The sequence below is a fragment of the Streptomyces spongiicola genome, assembly GCF_003122365.1.
Classification (GTDB): domain Bacteria; phylum Actinomycetota; class Actinomycetes; order Streptomycetales; family Streptomycetaceae; genus Streptomyces; species Streptomyces spongiicola.
This window is the reverse complement of the sequence record NZ_CP029254.1, coordinates 4,074,169-4,096,635: the sequence shown is the minus strand read 5'-3', so window position 1 is coordinate 4,096,635 and position 22,467 is coordinate 4,074,169. Positions and strand designations below refer to the sequence as shown.

Below are 22,467 nucleotides of genomic sequence, written 5' to 3'. Positions count from 1 at the left end.
AACCGGGGGCGGTTCACAGAGAGGACAACGACGCCACGCCCCAGCCCGCCTGCGCCGGTTCGAGCCCGCCTGCGCTAGTCCGTCTCCAGCCGGAACGACGCCGGAGCCACCGAGGCTCCCGGGAAGGCGACTTCCAGCAGGTACGAACCCGGAGCGGCGGCGGTGGCCGACGGGGTCGCGCACCGCGGGGCGCTCCCGCGCCGGTCCCAGTCCACGGCGTGGGTCACGGTCCGGCCCGCCGGAACCTTCAGCAGCAGGGAGCCGCCGCCGGCCGGGCAGTCCTTCGAGGACCACACCCTGTCGTTCTCGCCGTCGTTGATGGCCGACACGGTCAGCACCGCTTTCCCGGGGCCGAGATCGGCCTTGCAGGTGACTGCCGAGGTGTTGTGCACGGCGAGTTCGAACCGCGGCCGCTCGTCCGGAGCGTAGGCCGGCCTGACGCTGCGCACCGTCAACTCGACCGCCCCCGGCTCGCAGTCGGGGAGGGGGGAGCCCGCCGGGACCCGCTCGGCCGGGCCGGTGCCACCGCCGTTCGCCGCACCGCCGGCCCCCGGGTCGCCGTTCTTGCCGTCACCGCCGCCCGCGCCCGCGTCACCGCCGCCTGCCCCGGCGCCGCCTGCCCCGGCGCCGCCGCCGGTTCCGGCACTGCCGCCGGTTCCGGCGCTGCCGCCGCCGTCGCCCGACTCGTCACGGCCGCCGGGCTGTTCACTGATCGCGGTACCCGAACCGCTGGGGCCCGGGGTGATCGAGGGCGCGGGTCCGGCGCCGCCCGGCTTGCCGTCGCCGCTCGTTCCGGCACCGGGGTCGCCGGAGCTGACGGCCCAGGCGATCAGCAGCGCGAGCAGCGCGAGCAGCAGCAGTGCGACCCCCCTCCGCCGCCAGTAGATGGTGGAGGGAAGGGGCCCGACCGGATTGCGCAGAGATCCCACATACCGAACTGTACGAGAGATCGGTGGGCAACTCAGGCCCCACCCGCCGCTCATGGCTCCCCGATGTACCTATCATCATCATGCGCCCCTGATTCCGGCCGTCTTGGGGGCCGCGGCCAAGGCACCGGTCCGGTCCGGGCCGGGCACCGGTCCGGGCCGGGCACCGGTCCGGGCGGGGCACCGGTCCGGGCCGGGAACGCGGATGGGTGAGCAGCGCCCGGCAGCCGCCCCGGCCGCGGCCACGCGCCGGCACCGCCCGGGGCGGCGGCCCCGGGCCCGCACCGTCGAGGGAGCCGCAGCGGCACCGAGCCGTACTCCCGACAGGACGACCCGCCGTCCCCGACAGCCACTCGACGACCGCCGGCGGGCCGGCGAGCCGGAAACGGGGACCGCGCGGGACGGCGGGCAGACCGTCCCCCGTGCCACCGGGGTTCGCCCGGGCGCGGGGCGCTCGCACCGCCGGCGTCCGGCCGTCTCCCGCGCCCTCGCCGGAGCACGCCGCCCGCGCGGCGTGACCGCCGGCCGGCCGCCGGGGCCCGGCCGGGGCGAAAGGCGTGGTGCTGTCCGACCGGGACGCCCGGGCCGGACCGTGGCACCCGCTCGCCGCGGGCCGCGGCCGTCCGCGCCGCGCCACTCGGCGCCACGGCGCCACTCGGCGGGAGGGACGCCCGGGCCCCGGCGGCCGGGAGCGGACAGGCCCCGGGCCCGGACTCCCGCCGGGCGGGGCGCCGGGGAGACGCCCCCGCCGGGACGTCCCCGGGGCCGAATACACCGATCCGGACGCGGGGGGTTACTCCGACCCGGACCGCGTCAGTGGCGGTCCGGAGCGCATACGCCGCTACCGGCGCTGAACATGCCAGGATCGGAGGTGCCATGACTGCGACCGAGATGCCCTCCTCCCTGACCGACGCCCCCTCCGACCCGGACGGTGTGCCCGGCGCCGCCGAGGCCGCCGCCGGGCTCCACGCCCCCGTACTCGCCTGGTTCGACCAGCATGCCCGTGACCTGCCCTGGCGCCGCCCCGAGGCCGGCGCGTGGGGCGTGATGGTCAGTGAGTTCATGCTTCAGCAGACTCCCGTCAGCCGGGTTCTCCCGGTGTACGAGCAGTGGCTGGCCCGCTGGCCGCGCCCCGCGGACCTGGCCGCCGAGGCTCCCGGCGAGGCGGTGCGCGCCTGGGGCCGCCTGGGCTACCCGCGCCGGGCGCTGCGGCTGCACGGAGCCGCGGTCGCGATAACGGAGCGGCACGGCGGTGACGTTCCCAGCGAGCACGCCCAGTTGCTCGCCCTGCCCGGCATCGGCGAGTACACGGCAGCCGCCGTGGCGTCGTTCGCGTACGGGCAGCGGCATCCGGTCCTGGACACCAATGTCCGCCGGGTGTTCGCCCGCGCCGTCACCGGCGTCCAGTACCCCCCGAACGCGACGACCGCGGCCGAGCGCCGGCTGGCCCGCGCACTGCTGCCGGACGACGAACCGAGGGCGGCCCGCTGGGCTGCCGCCTCGATGGAGCTGGGCGCCCTCGTCTGCACCGCGCGCAACGAGGACTGCGGGCGCTGTCCCGTCGCCGCGCTGTGCGCCTGGCGGCTCGCCGGCAAGCCGGCGCACGAGGGGCCTCCCCGGCGGGGCCAGACCTACGCCGGCACGGACCGGCAGGTGCGCGGCAAGCTCCTCGCGGTACTCCGGGAGGCCGTAAGGCCGGTGCCCCGCGCCGTGCTCGACCGGGTCTGGGACGAGCCCGTCCAGCGGGCCCGCGCCCTGGACGGGCTGGTCTCGGACGGTTTGGTCGAGCCCCTGGACAACGACCTGTTCCGGTTGCCCCTGACCCGGGGGGCCGCCCCGACCTGACGGTTCACCCCCGGTCCGAGGAGCCGCAGCCGACCCGAGGGGCCGCACCCGGTCCGAGGGCGGGCGGTCGCCCTCGGGTCGGGGGCGGCCGCACCTGTTACACAACCGATGGACGGCCGTGCGGCCTCCGACGGCTTCCCCGCACAGCCTCGTGACAACCGCTCCGTAGCTTCTCCCTGGAAAGCGGGACCACGGAAGAACACGGCTTGTCACGGGGCCGGCACGGGGAACGGAGGCGGTCGGCATGGCGCACGCAGAGGTGCTCGGGTTCGAGGAGTACGTCCGTACCCGGCAGGAGGCGCTGCTGCGCAGCGCACGGCGGCTCGTCCCCGACCCGGTCGACGCCCAGGACCTGCTGCAGACCGCGCTGGTGCGGACCTACGGCCGCTGGGACGGCATCGCCGACAAGTCCCTCGCCGACGCCTATCTGCGCCGCGTCATGATCAACACACGTACGGAGTGGTGGCGCGCCCGCAAGCTCGAGGAGGTCCCCACCGAGCAGCTGCCGGACGCGAGCATCGAGGACGTCACCGAGCAGCACGCGGACCGGGCCCTGCTCATGGACGCCCTGAAGGTGCTCGCGCCCAAGCAGCGCAGTGTGGTCGTACTGCGGCACTGGGAGCAGATGAGCACCGAGGAGACCGCCGCCGCGCTGGGCATGTCGACGGGTACCGTGAAGAGCACGCTGCACCGGGCGCTCGCCCGGCTGCGCCAGGAGCTGGAGAGCCGTGAGCCGCACGCCCGGGCGGCGGAGCGTCCGGACCACGGGAACCACTCGCACGCACGGCGTGAGGAACGGGGGCAGGAGCGTTGCGCGGCCTGATCAGAGGCGGCGGCCCCGGGGGCGGGACCGCTCCGCGGGGCGGTCCTCCCCTCGGAGGTCTCCTGCGGCCCTGGGCAGCGAGCAGCACGGCGATGGCCGGCCTCGCCGCCCTCGGGCTGCTCGCGGTGGGCTGCTCCACCGGTGGCCTGGGCCCTCGTGACGAGGGTCCCGCGCCCTCGGACCCGGTGGCCCGGTCGCCGTCGACGGGGGCACCGTCCGCCACTGCCTCCGCGGTGAGCAGGGTGGACGCCGTCGCGTTGCTGAAGAACGACCCCGAGGTCAGCGAGCGGGCCAAGGCGGACCTGCGGCCCTGCGCGGCCGAAGCGTACGCGATCGACACCTCGTACGGGACCGTCACGGGCAACGCCACGGCGCCGGACGTGGTGGTGAACCTGATGACGTGCGGGGATGCCGTGGGGATCGGTACGTATGTGTACCGGGCGACGAACGGGACGTACGAGAATGTCTTCGCGAAGGAGGAGCCCGCCGTCTACGCGACGATCGACCGCGGGGACCTCGTCGTCACCCAGCAGGTGTACGCCAAGGACGACCCGGTCACATACCCGTCGGGCGAGATCGTGACCACGTACCGCTGGTCCGGGAGCGCGTTCACGGAGCACGACCGGGTGCAGAACGAGTACGGCCGGGTGGCCGGCGGTGAGGACGGACCGCCGGCGACGTCGGCGCCGAGCGAGGACTGACGGCGTTCGCGGCGTACCGGGGGGCCGCCGCCCACCGGCGGCAGCCGGGCGCCGGCCCGGCCGGGTACCCCTACCGGGCCGGGTACCCGCGAACCGGCCGGAGCCGCCCCCGGGCCCGGAACGGTGACCCGCCCGGAGCCGGCCGCGAGCCGCGGACGGCGACCGAACGACAAGAGCCGGGAGAGCTGAGGGATGGCCGAGACACATGTGCTGTTCGTCGAGGACGACGACGTCATCCGCGAGGCCACCCAGCTGGCGCTGGAGCGTGCCGGATTCACGGTGACGGCCATGCCGGACGGGCTGGCCGGTCTCGAGGCGTTCCGCGCGGACCGGCCCGACATCGCGCTGCTCGACGTGATGCTGCCCGGCCTCGACGGCGTCAGCCTGTGCCGCAGGATCCGGGACGAGTCGACCGTTCCCGTGATCATGCTCTCGGCCCGGGCGGACTCGATCGACGTGGTGCTCGGGCTGGAGGCCGGCGCCGACGACTACGTCACCAAGCCGTTCGACGGGGCCGTACTCGTGGCCCGGATCCGGGCGGTGCTGCGCCGCTTCGGCCACGCGGGAGGGATCGCGGGCGACTTCGGCGAGCCGGGGCGGCCGGGCGAGCGCGGCGTGCTGGCCTTCGGTGACCTGGAGGTGGACACGGAGGGCATGGAGGTGCGCCGGGCCGGCCGGCCGGTGGCACTCACGCCCACGGAGATGCGGCTGCTGCTGGAGTTCTCGTCCGTTCCCGGCACCGTGCTCTCGCGCGACAAGCTGCTGGAGCGCGTCTGGGACTACGGCTGGGGCGGCGACACCCGTGTCGTCGACGTCCATGTGCAGCGGCTCCGTACGAAGATCGGACAGGACCGGATCGAGACGGTCCGCGGCTTCGGCTACAAGCTCAAGGCATGAGGAGACCCGCGCTGCGCACCGGCGTCCGCTGGAAGATCAGCATCGCGATCGCAGCGGTGGGTGCCCTGATCGCGTTCACGCTGAGCCTGGTCGTGCACAACGCCGCCCGGGTGTCGATGCTCGAGAACTCGCGCGATCTGCAGATGAGCCGGCTGCTCCTGGCCCAGCGCATCTACGAGACCACCAAGCCGAGGACCGAGCCGAAGCTCGGCTCCGTGCTCAACGACCCGGAACTGCCGCGACCGCTGCGGAGCCTGCTCGCCGACGGGCGGCAGGCCACCTATGTGCGGGGGGAGGGCCCGGCACCCGACGTCTGGGCGGCCGTACCACTCGGCAACGGCGACGTGCTGTCGCTGCACAGCCGGGTACCCGACCGAAGCGCCGGCATCATGAAGGACCTCGACCGTGCCCTGGTGATCGGTTCGGCGTCGGTCGTCGTCGGCGGATGCGCGCTGGGCGTGCTCATCGGCGGCCAGCTCTCGCGCAGGCTGCGCAAGGCCGCCGCCGCGGCGGGCAGGGTGGCCCAGGGCAACACCGACGTGCGGGTCCGGGAGGCCGTCGGCGGCGTCGTACGGGACGAGACCGACGAGCTGGCGAGGGCGGTCGACGCGCTGACCGACGCCCTCAACGAGCGGATCGAGGCCGAACGCCGGGTCACCGCGGACATCGCGCACGAGCTGCGCACACCGGTGACCGGGCTCCTGACCGCCGCGGAACTGCTGCCGCCCGGCCGCCCCACCGAACTGGTGCGGGACCGGGCCCAGGCGATGCGCACCCTGGTCGAGGAGGTCCTGGAGGTGGCGCGGCTGGACGGCGCGTCCGAGCGGGCCGAACTCCAGGAGATCTCGCTGGGCGAGTTCGTCAGCCGCCGGGTCGCCGCGCTGGACCCCGCGGTCGGCATCAGCGTCGTACACGGGTCATGGGTCAGTACGGACCCGAGGCGGCTGGAGCGGATTCTGCTGAATCTGCTGACCAACGCCGCCAGGCACGGCGGACCACCGGTGGAGGTCGCGGTGGAGGGCCGGGTGGTACGGGTCCGCGACCACGGTCCCGGCTTCCCCGAGGCGCTGCTGCGCGAGGGTCCCAGCCGGTTCCGCACCGGCGCGCGCGACCGGGCGGGGACGGGCCACGGGCTGGGCCTCACCATCGCCGCCGGGCAGGCCCGCGTCCTCGGGGCACGGCTGACCTTCCGCAACGTGACTCCCGAGGCGCATGCCCCGCCGGTCGCCTCGCCGGTCGCCTCGCCCGTCTCCTCGCCCGTCTCCTGCGGGGGCGCGATCGCGGTCCTCTGGCTGCCGGAACACGCGCCGACGGACACGGGCGGCTTCCCCAGGCCGGTGTTCCCGGACTGATCGTTACCACCGGGTGGCGTTCCGGGGCGGGCCGCGGAACCCCGGGAAACGCCGCAGAACGCCCCGGAACATCCCGGAGCGCCCCGGAACACCCAGGAACGCCGGAGGCGACCTCGGGGAGAGGCGCGAAGCCGTCCCGGAGGTCGCCGATCCGCAGTCCGGGCCGCGTCACGGCCCGCGGGAGTGAGCCGTGCCGCCCGTTGCGGGGAGCGTCAGATGGTGACGCCCTGCGCGCGCAGGAAGTTCGCGGGGTTCAGCGCCGAGCCGTAGTTCGGGGTCGTACGGATCTCGAAGTGCAGGTGCGGGCCGGACGAGTTCCCGGTGTTGCCGGACAGGGCGATGACCTTGCCGGTGTTCACGGTCTGGCCGACGTTCACACTGATCTTCGAGAGGTGCGCGTACTGCGAGTACTTACCGTTGGCGTGCTTGATCACGACGGCGTTGCCGTAGGCGGAGCCGTCGCCACCGCCGTTCGGGCCGGCCTTGACGACCACACCGCTGCTGACGGCCTTGACCGGCGTGCCGACCGGGACGGCGAAGTCCTGGCCGGAGTGCTTGTGGGACCACATGGCGCCGCCCTGGTTGAAGCCGGCGGTCAGGGTGTAGCCGGAGACCGGCTTGACCCAGGCGCCGACCTTGGCTTTCGCGGCGGGCTTGGCCTCGGCGGCCGCCGGGGCGCTCTGCACCGTGTCGGCGGACGCGACACCGGCACCGGCTCCGACGACCATCGCGGCGCCGAGTCCGGCGGCCATGACGGCGCCGCGGGTACGGAGCACGGACGGGCGGAAACGGGTGAGGGCGGTGCGCTTCGACATGCGGGGAGAACCTCCGGGCTGTGGGACATGAAGCGACCCGACGCCTGAGCACCGGGGCAGCACCTTGGTAACCCGCACCCCCAAGCCATCTCAAACACCGCATCTACGACATCTCATCGTAGAGCGGCCCCTGTGAGCGGGACCCTTGACACCGTCGGCCCCTTCACCCCCGCACTGTCCGAAATCTGCCGACGAGGCATGGTTTATCGGCACGTAGAGGCTGTGCGGATGTGTTGTCCGGGTCAGACCGGCGCCGCACCGGCCTCTCATGTCCGCGAAACGTGCCCTCGACGGCCCCAGCGATGCGCAACGGGGCCCGGCACCTTCACTAAGCCGCCTAGGAGGCCCGCAATCGCCTGTGCGCCTTGTCACGGCCGGTGGGACCAAAGGCCTTCCGTTTCGGGACCAAAGTCCCGATATCCGCGGCACTCAGGCGGACGAACCGCGGACCTGACCGACGAACGGCAGACGTCCGGCGGACGGCGGACGGCGGACGGCGGACCGCAGACCGCAGACCGCAGACGGCGGACGTCCGGCGAATCTCCGGCGTGCGGGCGGCGGACGAGCGGCGGCACCGAACGGCGGACGGGCGGCACCGCGCCCGGAGTGCCGGGCGCGCCGCTGTTGGGCGCCGCCGCTCGGCGCCACCGCCCAGGCCGCCTCGACGCCGCCCGAATCCGCGCCCGGCCGCCCACCGCCCCCGGCCGGTCGGGACGACCCCACCGCCCCCGGCCGGGCGCTCCGGGGAACCGCGGCGGCGGCGTGCCCGCGCACCCGCGGCAGGGCGGGCCCGCTCACCTGCCGCCGGCCACGCCCGCCGCCGCCGCGGCCGGATCCTCGTCGCCGGCGGCTCCACCCGTTCCAGGGGAAGCACGGCCCTCCCCGCCATGTCCCACCGGACGCCGGAACCCCTCGACGGCACGGGTGTCGCGCACGCCTCCTTCCCGCCCCCGGACCGTTCCGCCATCCTCCTATGGCATGAGCAGACCCGTGATGAGCCCCGACCGGCGCGGGCACCTTCGCCGCGACCGCTTCCGCCGCAGCGGCCTGGCCGCCCGGACCTGGCCGCTCACCCTCGGCCTCGTCGCCGCGCTCACCTGGAGCGGCGGCAGCGCGCCCGCCGGGGCCGGGCCCTCCGGCACCGGACTCAAGGGGGCGATCGACACGATCCTCGCCGACTCCCGGATGGACGGCGGTGCCGCGAGCGTCGTCGTCGCGGACGCCGCGACCGGAGAGCGGCTCTACGAACGCGACGCCGGCGACCGGCTGATGCCCGCGTCCAACACGAAACTCGCCACGTCCGCCGCCGCGATGGCGCTGCTCGGGCCGGGCTACCGGTTCCGTACCGAAGTGCTGGCCACGGGCCGCCGACACGGGCCGGTCCTGCACGGGGACCTGTACCTCCGCGGCGGGGGCGACCCCACCACGCTGGCCTCCGACTACGGGCGCCTCGCCACCCGGTTGCGGGAGTCGGGCATCCGCAGGATCACGGGACGCCTCGTCGCCGACGACACCCGCTTCGACACCAGGCGCCTGGGCCGGTCCTGGGCCGCCGACGACGAGTCCTCCTACTACTCCGCCCAGATCTCTCCGCTGACCGTGGCTCCCGACACCGACTACGACTCCGGCACCGTCGTCGTGGAGGCGTCCCCGGGGGCCGCCCCCGGTGACAGGCCGAAGGTGAAACTGACTCCGCCGAACGACTACGTACGGGTCGACGTGCAGGGCGGCACCGTGCCCGCCGGGGGGACCGACACCCTGGCCGTCGAGCGCGAACACGGCACCAACACCATCGTGGTCACCGGGGACGTCCCGGTCGGCGGCCCCACCACGAAGGAGTGGGTCACCGTCTGGGAACCCACCGGCTACGCGGCGGCCGTCTTCGCCGACGCCCTGGCCGAACAGGGAGTACGCGTCACCGGAACCCCCCGCCTGGGCAGGCCGGCCCCGCCCGGCGCGAGGGTCCTCGCGACCCACAGCTCCATGCCGCTGAGGGAGCTGATGCTGCCGTTCATGAAGCTGTCCAACAACATGCACGCCGAGGCGCTGACCAAGACCATCGGTTACGAGACGTCCGGACGCGGCACCTGGAGCGCGGGGCTCACCGCCGTCGACGACTACCTGAGGAAGGAGGGCGTCGATACGGCGAAGCTGCGCCAGGCCGACGGCTCCGGCCTGTCCCGGATGAACCTCTTCCCCGGGGACCAGCTCGCCCGCCTGCTGCTCGCCGTCCGCGACGCGCCCTGGTACGCGGACTGGCACGCCTCCCTGCCCGTCGCCTGCGACCCCGACCGCGCCGTCGGCGGCACGCTCCGCACCCGGATGTGCGGCACCCCGGCGGCTCTCAACGCCCGCGCCAAGACCGGTACGCTGACCGGCGCCTCGGCGCTCTCCGGGTACGTGGCGGACGCCGCCGGCCGCGAACTCGTCTTCAGCATCGTGCTCAACAACCACCTCGCGTCCTCCGTGAAGAGCATCGAGGACGCGATCGTGGTGACCCTGGCCAGGTCCGACACGGCCGGTGGCACCATCGCCGCGTCGCTCTCGCCGGGTCCGCGCAACGGGCACCGGCCGGCACCCGTGGATCTCGAATGCACCTGGCGGAAGCCGGACGTCTGCTGATCCGCCCGGCACGACGCGACGCGACGCGACGGCCGCGCCTGGCGTCCGGTGGTCCGGACCGGACGGACCGGGCCACCGGACGGACCGGACGGACCAGACGGACCGGACCGCGTCCTGAACGGCCGGTGCGGGCCACGGGGAGCGGTGCCGTCGGCCTCGTGCGAACGCGCGAACATGCGAACGCCCCCGCGGGTCCCGGCTGGCGACGGCTTCCGATCGCCGGAAGGGGCTGCCCCGGACCCTCGGGTCCGGGGCAGCCCCTTCGACTCGCGCTCAGAGCGCTCAGGCGTCCTTCGAGAGGTTCGGCCCGCTTCCGCCGGCCGCCTGCTCGATCGGCGGGACGTCCGGCAGGGCCGACTTCTCCTCACCGCGGAAGGTGAACTTCTTCTCCTCGCCCTCGCCCTCGGTGCCGACCACCACGATGTGGCCGGGGCGCAGCTCGCCGAAGAGGATCTTCTCGGAGAGCAGGTCCTCGATCTCGCGCTGGATCGTCCGGCGCAGCGGACGCGCGCCGAGGACCGGGTCGTAGCCCTTCTTCGCCAGCAGGAGCTTGGCCTCCTGGCTGAGCTCGATGCCCATGTCGCGGTCCTTGAGCCGCTCGTCCACCTTGGCGATCATCAGGTCGACGATCTGGATGATGTCGTCCTGGGAGAGCTGGTGGAAGACGACCGTGTCGTCGACGCGGTTGAGGAACTCCGGGCGGAAGTGCTGCTTCAGCTCGTCGTTGACCTTGGCCTTCATCCGCTCGTAGCCGGTCTTCACATCGCCCTGGGCGGCGAAGCCCAGGTTGAAGCCCTTGGAGATGTCCCGGGTGCCGAGGTTGGTCGTCATGATGATGACCGTGTTCTTGAAGTCGACGACCCGGCCCTGGGAGTCGGTCAGACGACCGTCCTCCAGGATCTGGAGAAGGGAGTTGAAGATGTCCGGGTGGGCCTTCTCGACCTCGTCGAAGAGGACGACGGAGAACGGCTTGCGGCGCACCTTCTCGGTGAGCTGGCCGCCCTCCTCGTAACCCACGTATCCGGGCGGGGAGCCGAACAGCCGGGAGACCGTGTGCTTCTCGCTGAACTCCGACATGTCGAGGGAGATCAGCGCGTCCTCGTCGCCGAAGAGGAACTCGGCGAGCGTCTTGGACAGTTCGGTCTTACCGACACCGGACGGGCCGGCGAAGATGAACGAACCACCGGGGCGCTTCGGGTCCTTCAGACCGGCGCGGGTGCGCCGGATCGCCTGGGACAGCGCCTTGATGGCGTCCTTCTGGCCGATGACGCGCTTGTGGAGCTCGTCCTCCATGCGGAGCAGACGGGAGGACTCCTCCTCCGTCAGCTTGAAGACCGGGATGCCGGTGGCCGTGGCCAGGACCTCGGCGATCAGCTCGCCGTCGACCTCGGCGACGACGTCCATGTCGCCGGCCTTCCACTCCTTCTCCCGCTTGGCCTTCGCCGCCAGCAGCTGCTTCTCCTTGTCGCGGAGCGAAGCCGCCTTCTCGAAGTCCTGGGAGTCGATCGCGGACTCCTTGTCCCGGCGGACGCCGGCGATCTTCTCGTCGAACTCGCGCAGGTCCGGCGGAGCGGTCATCCGGCGGATGCGCATCCGGGAGCCCGCCTCGTCGATCAGGTCGATCGCCTTGTCCGGCAGGAAGCGGTCCGAGATGTACCGGTCGGCCAGGGTCGCGGCCTGGACCAGTGCCTCGTCGGTGATGGAGACCCGGTGGTGCGCCTCGTAGCGGTCGCGCAGGCCCTTCAGGATCTCGATCGTGTGCGGCAGGGACGGCTCCGCGACCTGGATCGGCTGGAAGCGGCGCTCCAGGGCCGCGTCCTTCTCCAGGTGCTTGCGGTACTCGTCGAGCGTCGTCGCACCGATGGTCTGCAGCTCGCCCCGGGCCAGCATCGGCTTGAGGATGGAGGCGGCGTCGATCGCGCCCTCGGCGGCTCCCGCGCCCACCAGGGTGTGGAGCTCGTCGATGAACAGGATGATGTCGCCGCGGGTGCGGATCTCCTTGAGGACCTTCTTCAGGCGCTCCTCGAAGTCACCGCGGTAGCGGGAGCCGGCGACCAGTGCGCCGAGGTCGAGGGTGTAGAGGTGCTTGTCCTTGAGGGTCTCGGGCACCTCGCCCTTGACGATGGCCTGCGCCAGTCCCTCGACGACGGCCGTCTTGCCGACGCCGGGCTCGCCGATGAGGACCGGGTTGTTCTTGGTGCGGCGGGACAGCACCTGCATGACCCGCTCGATCTCCTTCTCGCGCCCGATGACCGGGTCGAGCTTGGACTCGCGGGCCGCCTGGGTGAGGTTGCGGCCGAACTGGTCGAGGACCAGGGAGGTCGAGGGCGTGCCCTCGGCCGGGCCGCCCGCGGTGGCGGCCTCCTTGCCCTGGTAGCCGGAGAGCAGCTGGATGACCTGCTGCCGCACCCGGTTGAGGTCGGCGCCCAGCTTGACCAGGACCTGGGCGGCGACGCCCTCGCCCTCGCGGATCAGGCCGAGCAGGATGTGCTCCGTGCCGATGTAGTTGTGGCCCAGCTGGAGAGCCTCCCGGAGCGACAGCTCCAGGACCTTCTTGGCACGCGGGGTGAAGGGGATGTGCCCGGACGGGGCCTGCTGGCCCTGCCCGATGATCTCCTCCACCTGCTGGCGGACCGCCTCGAGCGAAATCCCGAGGCTCTCCAGGGCCTTAGCGGCGACACCCTCACCCTCGTGGATAAGGCCCAGGAGGATGTGCTCGGTGCCGATGTAGTTGTGGTTGAGCATCCGGGCTTCTTCCTGAGCCAGGACGACAACCCGCCGCGCGCGGTCGGTGAACCTCTCGAACATCGTTAATCGCTCCTCAGAGCGGTCAGTCAGTTAGGGGTCGATCCCCTCCCTGTCCTTCCGCAGCTTAGTCCCGCAAGCGGGGACCGCTCATTCCAACTGCCGACACCCGTCTGTGGCCTCCTGCCCCGAACGCCGACAAATGCTCCAACCCGATGGTGCGAGACGATGTTCCCGCAGGCCAGGCAGTTACCCGTGCCATCAGTACGCCGATGGCGAACGTGAGACCCCAGAGCCCGCGGTTCACCCGTCCCCACTAGGGATGTCTTACCCGTATGGACCGACACTCCATGCGGCGCGCGACGGTTCCCTCAGCTACGGGCGAACACCCTTGCGCCCCCGAACACACCCTTGCCACCTCCTCACCAGAACTCCCGGTGACGCACGCCGGACCTTGCGTAACCGACGGGTCCTCCCGGCGGTTCCCGGGGCATGGCCTTCACTCTCCCGGTGCCTCGTGTGCCGTTCGATGACGGCAGCGCGAGGTGGTACAGGAACGAGCTTGGCTGGGCCGCGGCCGAAGGGCCACCGGTACGGCTGACCACCGGGCTGCGCTTCGACGTGCTGGGGCTTCCGGCGGACGCCGGGAGGGCCCTGCTGCGGTTCGGCGTGCGCACCGGTCCGGTCGCGCGAGCGGGAGACGGCGTGCTGCTGCTGGTCGCGGCAGGCACCGCGGAGGAACTGCCGTCACTGCTCGACTGGCTGGAGTGGGGCGGGATCCGCCTGGAGCTGAGCGCCCTGGGGCGGGGCGGGTCCGTGCCCGCCCCGGCGCCCCCGGGGCGCGCCGCCCCGGCCGGGGCGCCGCCGGGGGCCGCCGTGTGGCTGCGGCCCCCGAAACCGGGGCGCGAGGTGGAACCGTCACTGCCGGCGTTCGGCGCCCCGGGGCGCGCCGGGGCCGGGTCCGGGGACGACGGGGGCGCCCCCGATCTGGTGCGGCTCGTGGACGCGGCGGCGAACGCCTGCCACCGGGCCCGCCTCATGCGCACGGGTGCGGCGGGGCCGCATACCCGGGCTCAGCCGTTGGCCTTCTCGTAGGCCTCGCGGATCTCGGCCGGAACGCGGCCGCGGTCATTGACGCTGTAGCCGTTCTCCTTGGCCCACTTCCGGATCTCGGCGGTGTCCTTGCCACCCGCCGAACTCGCGGCACGACCCTTTCCGCGGCCGGCCGCGGCGCGGCCGCCGGTGCGCCGGCCGCCCTTGGTGTACGGCTCCAGCAGACCGCGGAGCCTGTCCGCATTGGCGGTGGTGAGGTCGATCTCGTAGGTCTTGCCGTCCAGAGCGAACGTCACCGTCTCGTCCGCCTCGCCGCCGTCGAGGTCATCGACAAGAAGGACCTGAACCTTCTGTGCCACCGGATTTCCTTTCATCGAAAATGCAGTACGCGGAAAGGAAACCGCTTTTCTCTGGAAAACACAAACCCTCGGCAGAGGTTCAGAACCCGGGGAACGCGGGAAACGTACGCGATTCGGACATAGGGTTCGGTACAGCGGCCGAGTCACGCTTGCGCTGCCGCCGCGGCGGGATCACAGGTGCAGAAGCATCCGGCTGTTACCCAAGGTGTTCGGCTTCACCCGTTCGAGACCGAGGAACTCGGCGACGCCCTCGTCATAGGAACGCAGCAGCTCGCTGTAGACATCTCCGTCGACCGGAGTCTCACCGATCTCCACGAACCCGTGCTTCGTGAAGAAGTCCACTTCGAAGGTCAGGCAGAATACCCGCCGCACACCCAGCCAGCGGGCGGTGTGGAGTAGCTTGCCCAGCACATGACGCCCCACACCCTCTCCCCTGAACTGGGGGTCCACCGCGAGAGTCCGGACTTCCGCGAGGTCTTCCCACATCACGTGGAGGGCCCCGCAGCCGACGACCCGGGCGTCCGTGTCGCGTTCCGCGACCCAGAACTCCTGGATGTCCTCGTAAAGCGTCACGGTCGCTTTGTCGAGCAGGATGCCTTCGCTCACGTACGGGTCCACGAGCCGGCGTACGGCCGGCACATCGCCGGTCCTGGCCCGTCGGACGGTGACGGCATTTGCTGCGGCATTGGGGAGCGACTGCGCTGACGACATGAGCGGACGCTATCGCCCCGCCCCGTCCGCGCCGTCGGCGCCCTCGGCGTCCTGTTCGGGAGTACCTTCCACCGCCCCTTGCGAAGGCCCGTCCCGCTCCGGTTCCGGGGCCTGTGCCGCGGGGTCGCGCTGAACGACGCGGATCGCGTCCCGCAGCGCCTGGCGCTGCTCCGGCGACATCATGCCGAAGAAGGCGACAAGGGCGGCCGCCGGGTTGTCGCTCTTCGACCAGGCTTCGTTCATCAGTGCGGCGGAGTAGGCGGCCCGGGTGGAGACCGCGGTATATCGATAGGCGCGGCCTTCGACTTCCCTGCGCACCCAGCCCTTCTGATGGAGATTGTCCATTACGGTCATGACCGTGGTGTACGCGATGGACCGTTCCCGCTGGAGATCCTCCAGCACTTCGCGCACCGTCACCGGGCGGTTCCATTGCCAGATGCGCGTCATGACGGCGTCTTCGAGCTCTCCCAATTGGCGGGGCACATCGCCACCATAGTCGGAGATGCCGCAATGGTCGGCATTGACGTACTTAGGGTACGAAAAAGGACGTACGGCCGCGGTGAGCCGTACGTCCTGCGAGCGGCCGGCGGGAACCGCCGCCGGGTCTCCGCCGGGTCTCCGCCGGGTCTCCGTCAGGCCTCGATCGGGCGGTCCGGCGGTGCGGGCCGGCCGGCACCGGCCTCCGCACGGGCGATCGCCGCGTCCACGGCGGCGTCCTCCTTGGCCTTGTTGGGGCCGCCCTGGCTCTTCACAATCGTGACGACGAGGGCGGTGAAGAACGCGGCCATCACGACCGGGGGCAGGAGCGCGGCGACGTAGTCCATGCCTCCAGGGTAGCTATCCCGCGGCCCGCTTCTCCGGCGGGGGCGCCGGGCGGCGGCGCGGCGGGAAGACCTCACCCGGAGTGGGGATGGGCCGGTCCGGGCGGGGAGCGGGACGGGCGGGCTTCGGAGCGGCCGGACGGGGCTCCTGCTTGTCCCCGCCGGAGGCGCGGCCGCCGGGCAGCGCCTGCAACCGTGCGCGCGACGGGGCCGCCACCCGGTCCGCGGCCGGCGCCCGGTCCGGCGCCCGGGCGGACAGGGACTCCTCGGCCGCAGCCCCGCCGTGGTCCGGGAGGGCCTCGGCCAGCGGCGCACGGCGCAGGGAGCGAAGGGCCGCGACGTCCTCGGGAGTGAGGACGTGGCCGGCGGCCAGGGCCTCTTGGAGGAGTCCCAGGTAGCCGCTCGCGGAGCCGGGGAGGGCGTCGCGGTACCGCGCCAGGTCGGCGAGCAGGAACACCCGCAGCCGGCCCGCCTCGCGGACGGCCTCGTCCACGGACTGTGCGAGCCGCAGGTACTCCCGGGCGGCATGGGCACCGGGGGCGTCGCTCCGGCCGGAGCGACGGGACTGGTCGGGATTGAGGGCGATGGCGAGAGCGCGGCGGAGCACACGCAGTTCGTCCGCACTGAACGCCATGCCGCCGCGGGATCCGTGTGGCGTGGGCATGGACCGACGATACGAGCTAATCGGACAAAATTCGTTTAACTTCCCATTTCCGGCGCGGCGTGTGCGGCGGAACCGTGGGGCGGCCGGCACGGGCCGCGGCCCTCGGAAGCGCTTCGCCCGGTACAGCGGCGGACGGGTGCCCGGCGGCGCCGACCCGCGGCCCGGCCCCGGCGCCGCGACGGCGGGGTACGGGACGCCCGGCGCGGTTGGGGCGGGCGCCCCGCACATGAGCCGGCCCGCGGACGCAGGTGGGCGCAGAGGCACGGACGCACGTGGACGCAAGAACACGGACGCACGGACGCACAGACGCACAGACGCACGGAGTGGCATACGGCGCCCCCGGGCGCTCCGCCCGGGGGGGGGGCGGTGCGGATCAGCCGGCGGATCACATGCGCGAGACGTTCCGCTCGTAGACCAGGCGCAGGCCGATCAGCGTCAGCCACGGCTCGTGCTCGTCGATCACGGAGGACTCTCCGAGCACCATCGGGGCCAGGCCCCCCGTGGCGATCACCGTCACGTCCTCCGGGTCGTCGGCCAGCTCGCGCTTCATACGCTGCACGACGCCGTCGACCTGGCCCGCGAAGCCGTAGACGATACCGGCCTGCATGGCCTCGACCGTGTTCTTGCCGATCACGCTGCGCGGGCGGGCCAGCTCGATCTTTCGGAGCTGGGCGCCCTTCACGCCCAGGGCCTCGACCGAGATCTCGATGCCGGGGGCGATGACACCGCCCGCGTACTCGCCGCGGGCGCTGACCGCGTCGAAGGTCGTCGCCGTACCGAAGTCGACGACGATCGCCGGGCCCCCGTAGAGCTCGACGGCGGCGACGGCGTTGATGATGCGGTCCGCGCCGACCTCCTTGGGGTTGTCCATCAGGATCGGCACGCCGGTCTTGATGCCGGGCTCGACCAGCACGGCGGGCACGTCGCCGTAGTAGCGGCGGGTGACCTCGCGGAGTTCATGGAGCACGGACGGCACGGTGGCGCAGATCGCGATGCCCTCGATCCCGTCGCCCAGTTCCTCGCCGAGCAGCGGATGGATGCCCATGAGGCCGTTGAGGAGCACGGCCAGTTCGTCGGCCGTACGGCGCGGATCGGTGGAGACACGCCAGTGCTCGACGATGTCCTCGCCGTCGAACAGGCCGAGCACGGTGTGGGTGTTGCCGACGTCGATGGTGAGCAGCATCGGATCAGACCTCGGCCTCTCGCAGGTCGAGGCCGATGTCGAGGATCGCGGAGGAGTGGGTGAGCGCCCCGACCGCGAGGTAGTCCACACCCGTCTCCGCGTAGGCACGCGCGTTCGCCAGGGTGAGCCGGCCGGAGGACTCCAGCACCGCCCGCTTCCCGACGATCGCGACGGCCTCGGCGGTCTCGACGGGCGTGAAGTTGTCCAGCAGGATCAGGTCCGCGCCGGCGTCGAGGGCCTCGCGGACCTGGTGGAGGGTGTCCACCTCGACCTCGACGGGCAGGTCCGGGGTGCCCAGCCCGGCCAGGGTCTCCCGGACGGCCTTGAACGCCTGGGCCACCCCGCCCGCGGCGATCACATGGTTGTCCTTGACGAGGGCGGCGTCGGAGAGCGACATCCGGTGGTTGACCCCGCCGCCGCAGCGCACCGCGTACTTCTCCAGGGCGCGCAGGCCCGGCGTCGTCTTCCGGGTGTCGCGAACCCGGGCACCGGTGCCCTCGAGCACGTCGGCCCAGGCCCGGGTGGCGGTGGCGATGCCCGAGAGGCGGCACAGGAGGTTCAGGGCGCTGCGCTCGCCCGTGAGCAGGTCCCGGGTGCGGGCGGTGACGGAGAGGAGCCGCCGGCCCGGCTCGACGCGGTCGCCGTCCTCGACATGGCGCTCGACCTCGAACTCGTCGGCGCAGACGATCGAGAGGACCGCCTCGGCGACGCGCAGGCCCGCGACGACGCCGGCCTCGCGGGCGGTGAAGTCGCCGGTGGCCACCGCGTCCTCGGGGACGGTGGCGACGGTCGTCACGTCGACGCCGCCGTCCAGGTCCTCCTCGACGGCGAGGTGCGCGATGTCCTCGACCTGCACGGGATCGAGGCCCGACTCGGCGAGGAGCCCGGCGAGGGCGGGGTCGAGGCCGCACTCGTACACCTCGTCGCCGCAGCCGCAGTCGTCGCCGCAGCCCTGGTCTTCGGCGGCGCGGGCGCCGATCTGGATCAGCGGTACGTCCACGGGTTCCGGACGTTCTTCGGGCGTGCTCACTGTTGGGGCTCCCTGTCGGCGGTGGGGGCTGGCGTGGGTGCGGAGGCGAGGGTGGGTGCGGGGCTGGCGGGCGGGAAGGCCTCGGTCGCCGTTTGGCGTACGTCGAGGCGGCGGTCGGGAGTGAGACGCACGACGATATGACGGCGCCACCCGGCGTCGTCCCGCCCGGGGTGGTCCTCGCGCCAGTGGCAGCCGCGCGTCTCGGTCCGCTCGCGGGCGGCGGCGACCAGCACACGGGCGACGAGCAGCAGGTTGGTGGCCTCCCAGGACTCGACGCCGGGCTCGGCGGCCTTGGCGACGGCGTCCGTGTCGCCGGCCTCGTGCAGCGCGGACAGTCGCAGGGCCTCCAGGGCGTCCGCCGCCTGCTCCAGGCTCGCCGCGGAGCGCAGCACTCCGGCTCCGTTCGTCATGATCCGCTGGATCTCGCGCCGGGCCTCGGGCGCGAGGAGCGGCATGCCGCCCCGGGAGCCGCCCTCCACCGGGGCTCCCGCGGCGTGCGCCGATCCCTCGCCCGCGGCGGGTGGGAGGCCGCCGCCCGGACCTCCCGCGGGGAGGGGGCGGGCGGCACCGGCCGGGTGGGCCTCGGCGATCGTCCCGGCGATGCGCTCCGCGAAGACGAGGCCCTCCAGGAGGGAGTTGGAGGCCAGCCGGTTGGCGCCGTGGACGCCGGTGCAGGCCACCTCGCCGCAGGCGTACAGACCGGGGACGGTGGTACGGCCGCGGAGGTCGGTGCGGACGCCGCCGGAGGCGTAGTGGGCGGCCGGCGCCACCGGGACCGGCCCGGTGACCGGGTCGATGCCGTGGGCCCGGCAGGCGGCGAGGATGGTCGGGAACCGGTTCTCCCACATCCCGGCGCCGAAGTGCCGGGCGTCGAGGAACATGTGGTCGGCGCCCTGCTCCCGCATACGGCGCATGATGCCCTTGGCGACGATGTCCCGGGGGGCGAGTTCGGCCAGCTCGTGCTGCCCCACCATGAAACGGGTGCCGGCCGCGTCGACGAGGTGGGCGCCCTCGCCGCGCACCGCCTCGGAGACCAGCGGCTGCTGCCCCTCGGAGTCCGGGCCGAGCCAGAGGACCGTCGGGTGGAACTGGACGAACTCGAGGTCGCTCACCTCGGCCCCGGCACGCAGCGCGAGCGCCACGCCGTCACCGGTGGACACGGGCGGATTGGTGGTGGCCGAGAAGACCTGGCCCATGCCGCCGGTCGCCAGCACCACCGCGGGAGCGTGCACGGCTCCGACGCCGTCGTGCTGGCCCTCGCCCATGACGTGCAGGGTGATGCCGGCCGTGCGGCCCTCCGCGTCCGTCAGGAGGTCGAGCACCAGCGCGTGCTCGATGACGCGGACCGCGCCCTCGCGTATCGCCGCGGCGAGCGCGCGGGAGATCTCGGCACCCGTGGCGTCGCCTCCCGCGTGGGCGATACGGCGGCGGTGGTGGCCGCCCTCGCGGGTCAGCGCGATGCCGCCCGCGCCGTCGGTGTCGAACCGCGCTCCGGTCGCGATCAGCCGCCGCACGGCGTCCGGGCCCTCCGTGACGAGCGCGCGCACGGCTTTCTCGTCGCACAGCCCGGCGCCCGCGACGAGCGTGTCCTCGAGATGCTGCTCAGGTGTGTCGCCCTCGCCGAGGGCCGCGGCGATACCGCCCTGTGCCCAGCGGGTGGACCCGTCGTCGAGGAGCGCCTTGGTGACCACCACGGTGCGCAGGCCCTCGGCCGAGCAGCGAAGTGCCGTCGTGAGGCCCGCGACGCCGGAACCGACCACGACGACGTCGGCGTCGATGAACCAGCCCGGGGCCGGGGCGTCGAGCCGTATACCGGTGCTCGTCACGGGGCTGCTCCGAAGGTCAGGGTGATGTTGTCGATCAGCCGGGTCGCACCGACCCGCGCGGCTACCGCCATGATCGCCTCGCCGGTGTGGTCGTCCGCCACCTCGGAGAAGTCGGCCGGGTCGACCAGGGCGAGGTAGTCGGGTTCGAGGGGCGGCGAGGACGCCGCGGCCTCGTCGAGGACGGCGCTCGCCGCGGCCCGCACGGCGTCGGCACCGCCACCCGGCTGGGCCGCCGCGACCGCGTGGGCGTCGGCCGCCGCCCGGGCCTCGCCGAGCGCGGACAGCGCGGCGGCCCGGGCGTTGGAGGCGGGTGCGGACTCGGCCCGGGCGCGCAGGGCGGCCTGGGCGGCGAGCCGGTCCCGGGCGGCGAACAGGGCCCGGGACAGCGCGAGGGCGGTGCGGCGCTCCTCCGGCGAGAGGTAGCGGTTGCGGCTGGAGAGGGCGAGGCCGTCCGGCTCCCGCACGGTCGGCACCCCGACGATCCGCACCGGGAAGTCCAGGTCCTCGACCATGCGGCGGATCAGGGCCAGCTGCTGAGCGTCCTTCTGCCCGTAGAGCGCGACGTCGGGGCGGGTGAGGTGCAGCAGCTTGGCGACGACGGTCAGCATCCCGTCGAAGTGCCCGGGCCGGGAGGCGCCCTCGAGGAGTTCCCCCATGGGGCCGGCGGTGATCCGCACCCGGGGCCCGCCGCCCGGGTACACCTCGTCCGCGGACGGGGCGAAGACGGCGTCCGCGCCTGCCTCCGCAGCGGTCTTCAGGTCCGCCTCGAGGGTGCGCGGATAGCGGTCGAGGTCCTCGCCCGCGCCGAACTGCAGGGGGTTCACGAACACCGTGACCACGACCTGGCCCTCCGGCCCGACCAGTGAGCGGGCCGTGCGGATCAGGGCGGCGTGGCCGTCGTGGAGGGCGCCCATGGTCATGACGACGGCGCGGCGCGCCGTGGACGCCGGCGCGAGGGCGCCGAGTTCCGCGGCGGTGCGCAGGTGGTTGATCATCGACCGCTCTCCCCGTCCGGGGATTCCGGGGCGTCCGGGCGGCCCCGGCCGTCGCGGGAGTCATGGCCCTCCGCGAGCACCACCAGCAGGTCCTCGGCGAGTTCGGACTTGAGCAGCCCGTGGGCGAGGGCGCGGTCCGCGGTCGCACGGGCCATGGCCAGATAGCCGGCGACCATACCCGGGGCGTGCCTGCGCAGCTCGGCCACGTGGGCCGCCACGGTCCCCGCGTCGCCCCGGGAGACCGGCCCGGTCAGCGCCGCGTCGCCGGAGCGCAGGGCGTTGTCGAGCGCGGCGCCGAGCAGCGGGCCGAGCATCCGGTCGGGTGCCGAGACACCGGCGGCGCGCAGCAGCTCCATGGCCTGGGCGACCAGAGTGACCAGGTGGTTCGCGCCGAGGGCGAGGCCCGCGTGGTACAGCGGGCGGTCGGCCTCCGCGATCCACTCGGGCTCGCCGCCCATCTCGATGACGAGAGCCTCCGCGGCGAGCCTCAGCTCCTCCGGGGCGGTGACGCCGAAGGAGCAGCCGGCCAGCCGCTGGACGTCCACGGACGTCCCCGTGAAGGTCATGGCGGGGTGCAGGGCGAGCGGGAGCGCCCCGGCCCGGCGGGCGGGGTCGAGGACCGCCGCGCCGTAGCGGCCCGAGGTGTGCACGAGCAGCTGGCCGGGGCGCACGGCGCCGGTCTCGGCGAGGCCCTCGGCCAGTTGGGGCAGCACGTCGTCGGGGACGGTCAGCAGCACCAGTTCGGCGCGCGCGAGCACTTCGGCGGGGGTGACGAGCGGCACGTCCGGCAGCATCGAGGCGGCCCGGCGCACGGAGGCGTCCGAGACCCCGGAGACCGCCACGGGGCGGTGGCCGGCGAGCCGGAGGGATGCGGCGAGGGCCGGGCCGACGCGGCCGGCGCCGACGACACCCACGGCGAGGCGGGCCGGACGGTCCCGGGGGTCGACCGGCTCCCGCGCCGGTGGTGTTGCTGGCGATGGTGCGTTCACGGGCGGCCTTCCGTTCCAGTCCGCAGGGGGTACCGGACGATTCCTCGCCATGCTACGCCAGCGTTTCGCAGGGGCTTCCACTTGTCCACAGGCTGTGGAGACGGCACCGG

20 protein-coding genes are annotated in these 22,467 nt (G+C 73.4%); 7 read left to right on the top strand and 13 right to left on the bottom strand.

What is annotated here, in order from left to right; translation table 11 throughout:
• Window positions 1–74: 74 nt before the first annotated feature.
• A complete protein-coding gene (locus DDQ41_RS18055; protein ID WP_109295419.1) occupies window positions 75–929 on the bottom strand; it encodes a hypothetical protein in 855 nt (284 codons plus the stop codon).
• Between the two features lie 873 nt (window positions 930–1,802).
• Here DDQ41_RS18055 and DDQ41_RS18050 point away from each other — a divergent pair.
• The 5 genes from DDQ41_RS18050 to cseC all read left to right on the top strand — a co-directional run bounded on the left by DDQ41_RS18050 (window position 1,803) and on the right by cseC (window position 6,544).
• Entirely contained in the window at window positions 1,803–2,771 is a 969-nt protein-coding gene (locus DDQ41_RS18050; RefSeq protein ID WP_109295418.1) for an HhH-GPD family protein, read from the top strand.
• Between the two features lie 244 nt (window positions 2,772–3,015).
• Window positions 3,016–3,594 carry a SigE family RNA polymerase sigma factor gene (locus DDQ41_RS18045; RefSeq protein WP_109295417.1) on the top strand — a complete coding sequence of 193 codons (579 nt, stop codon included), beginning with the start codon at window positions 3,016–3,018 and terminating at the stop codon, window positions 3,592–3,594.
• A 92-nt stretch (window positions 3,595–3,686) separates the two neighbouring features.
• Window positions 3,687–4,295 (top strand): hypothetical protein, encoded by a 609-nt coding sequence (locus DDQ41_RS18040; protein ID WP_109295416.1) that lies wholly within the window; start codon window positions 3,687–3,689, stop codon window positions 4,293–4,295.
• 192 nt (window positions 4,296–4,487) lie between these two features.
• Window positions 4,488–5,192: a two-component system response regulator CseB gene (cseB, locus tag DDQ41_RS18035; RefSeq protein WP_109295415.1), complete on the top strand. Its 705-nt coding sequence runs from the start codon at window positions 4,488–4,490 to the stop codon at window positions 5,190–5,192.
• On the top strand, window positions 5,189–6,544 hold the full coding sequence (gene cseC / locus DDQ41_RS18030; RefSeq protein WP_109295414.1) for a two-component system sensor histidine kinase CseC: 1,356 nt from the start codon (window positions 5,189–5,191) through the stop codon (window positions 6,542–6,544). The genes cseB and cseC overlap by 4 nt, the downstream gene beginning before the upstream one ends.
• A 212-nt stretch (window positions 6,545–6,756) precedes the next feature.
• Here the strand turns inward: cseC and DDQ41_RS18025 are convergent, their stop codons facing one another.
• A complete protein-coding gene (locus DDQ41_RS18025; protein WP_109295413.1) occupies window positions 6,757–7,359 on the bottom strand; it encodes a M23 family metallopeptidase in 603 nt (200 codons plus the stop codon).
• A 993-nt stretch (window positions 7,360–8,352) separates the two neighbouring features.
• Between DDQ41_RS18025 and dacB the strand changes: the two genes are divergently transcribed.
• Window positions 8,353–9,981 (top strand): D-alanyl-D-alanine carboxypeptidase/D-alanyl-D-alanine endopeptidase, encoded by a 1,629-nt coding sequence (gene dacB, locus DDQ41_RS18015; RefSeq protein WP_109295411.1) that lies wholly within the window; start codon window positions 8,353–8,355, stop codon window positions 9,979–9,981.
• Window positions 9,982–10,263: 282 nt separating this feature from the next.
• Here the strand turns inward: dacB and DDQ41_RS18010 are convergent, their stop codons facing one another.
• Entirely contained in the window at window positions 10,264–12,789 is a 2,526-nt protein-coding gene (locus DDQ41_RS18010) for an ATP-dependent Clp protease ATP-binding subunit (RefSeq protein ID WP_109295410.1), read from the bottom strand.
• A 429-nt stretch (window positions 12,790–13,218) separates the two neighbouring features.
• Between DDQ41_RS18010 and DDQ41_RS18000 the strand changes: the two genes are divergently transcribed.
• Window positions 13,219–13,821, top strand: coding sequence for an SCO3374 family protein (locus DDQ41_RS18000; RefSeq protein WP_109295409.1), 603 nt, complete (start codon window positions 13,219–13,221; stop codon window positions 13,819–13,821).
• Here the strand turns inward: DDQ41_RS18000 and DDQ41_RS17995 are convergent.
• The 10 genes from DDQ41_RS17995 to DDQ41_RS17950 form a co-directional block, all read right to left on the bottom strand.
• Window positions 13,800–14,138, bottom strand: coding sequence for a histone-like nucleoid-structuring protein Lsr2 (locus DDQ41_RS17995; protein WP_109295408.1), 339 nt, complete (start codon window positions 14,136–14,138; stop codon window positions 13,800–13,802). The two genes, DDQ41_RS18000 and DDQ41_RS17995, sit on opposite strands and share 22 nt — an antisense overlap.
• Before the next feature lie 171 nt (window positions 14,139–14,309).
• The gene (locus tag DDQ41_RS17990) at window positions 14,310–14,849 is read right to left on the bottom strand and encodes an amino-acid N-acetyltransferase (protein WP_109295407.1); all 540 of its coding nucleotides are present in this window, start codon (window positions 14,847–14,849) and stop codon (window positions 14,310–14,312) included.
• Between the two features lie 9 nt (window positions 14,850–14,858).
• Window positions 14,859–15,332: a BlaI/MecI/CopY family transcriptional regulator gene (locus tag DDQ41_RS17985; protein WP_109295406.1), complete on the bottom strand. Its 474-nt coding sequence runs from the start codon at window positions 15,330–15,332 to the stop codon at window positions 14,859–14,861.
• Window positions 15,333–15,481: 149 nt separating this feature from the next.
• Complete coding sequence (locus DDQ41_RS17980; RefSeq protein WP_109295405.1) at window positions 15,482–15,673, bottom strand: hypothetical protein; 192 nt, start codon at window positions 15,671–15,673, stop codon at window positions 15,482–15,484.
• Window positions 15,674–15,686: 13 nt separating this feature from the next.
• Entirely contained in the window at window positions 15,687–16,334 is a 648-nt protein-coding gene (locus tag DDQ41_RS17975; protein WP_262508493.1) for a hypothetical protein, read from the bottom strand.
• Window positions 16,335–16,719: 385 nt separating this feature from the next.
• The gene (locus DDQ41_RS17970; protein ID WP_109295403.1) at window positions 16,720–17,517 is read right to left on the bottom strand and encodes a type III pantothenate kinase; all 798 of its coding nucleotides are present in this window, start codon (window positions 17,515–17,517) and stop codon (window positions 16,720–16,722) included.
• A 4-nt stretch (window positions 17,518–17,521) separates the two neighbouring features.
• Entirely contained in the window at window positions 17,522–18,547 is a 1,026-nt protein-coding gene (gene nadC, locus DDQ41_RS17965; protein ID WP_109295402.1) for a carboxylating nicotinate-nucleotide diphosphorylase, read from the bottom strand.
• The gene (locus DDQ41_RS17960; protein ID WP_109295401.1) at window positions 18,544–20,373 is read right to left on the bottom strand and encodes an L-aspartate oxidase; all 1,830 of its coding nucleotides are present in this window, start codon (window positions 20,371–20,373) and stop codon (window positions 18,544–18,546) included. The genes nadC and DDQ41_RS17960 overlap by 4 nt, the downstream gene beginning before the upstream one ends.
• Entirely contained in the window at window positions 20,370–21,368 is a 999-nt protein-coding gene (gene panC, locus DDQ41_RS17955; protein WP_109295400.1) for a pantoate--beta-alanine ligase, read from the bottom strand. The genes DDQ41_RS17960 and panC overlap by 4 nt, the downstream gene beginning before the upstream one ends.
• Complete coding sequence (locus DDQ41_RS17950) at window positions 21,365–22,282, bottom strand: Rossmann-like and DUF2520 domain-containing protein (protein WP_245991449.1); 918 nt, start codon at window positions 22,280–22,282, stop codon at window positions 21,365–21,367. The genes panC and DDQ41_RS17950 overlap by 4 nt, the downstream gene beginning before the upstream one ends.
• Between the last annotated feature and the right edge of the window lie 185 nt (window positions 22,283–22,467).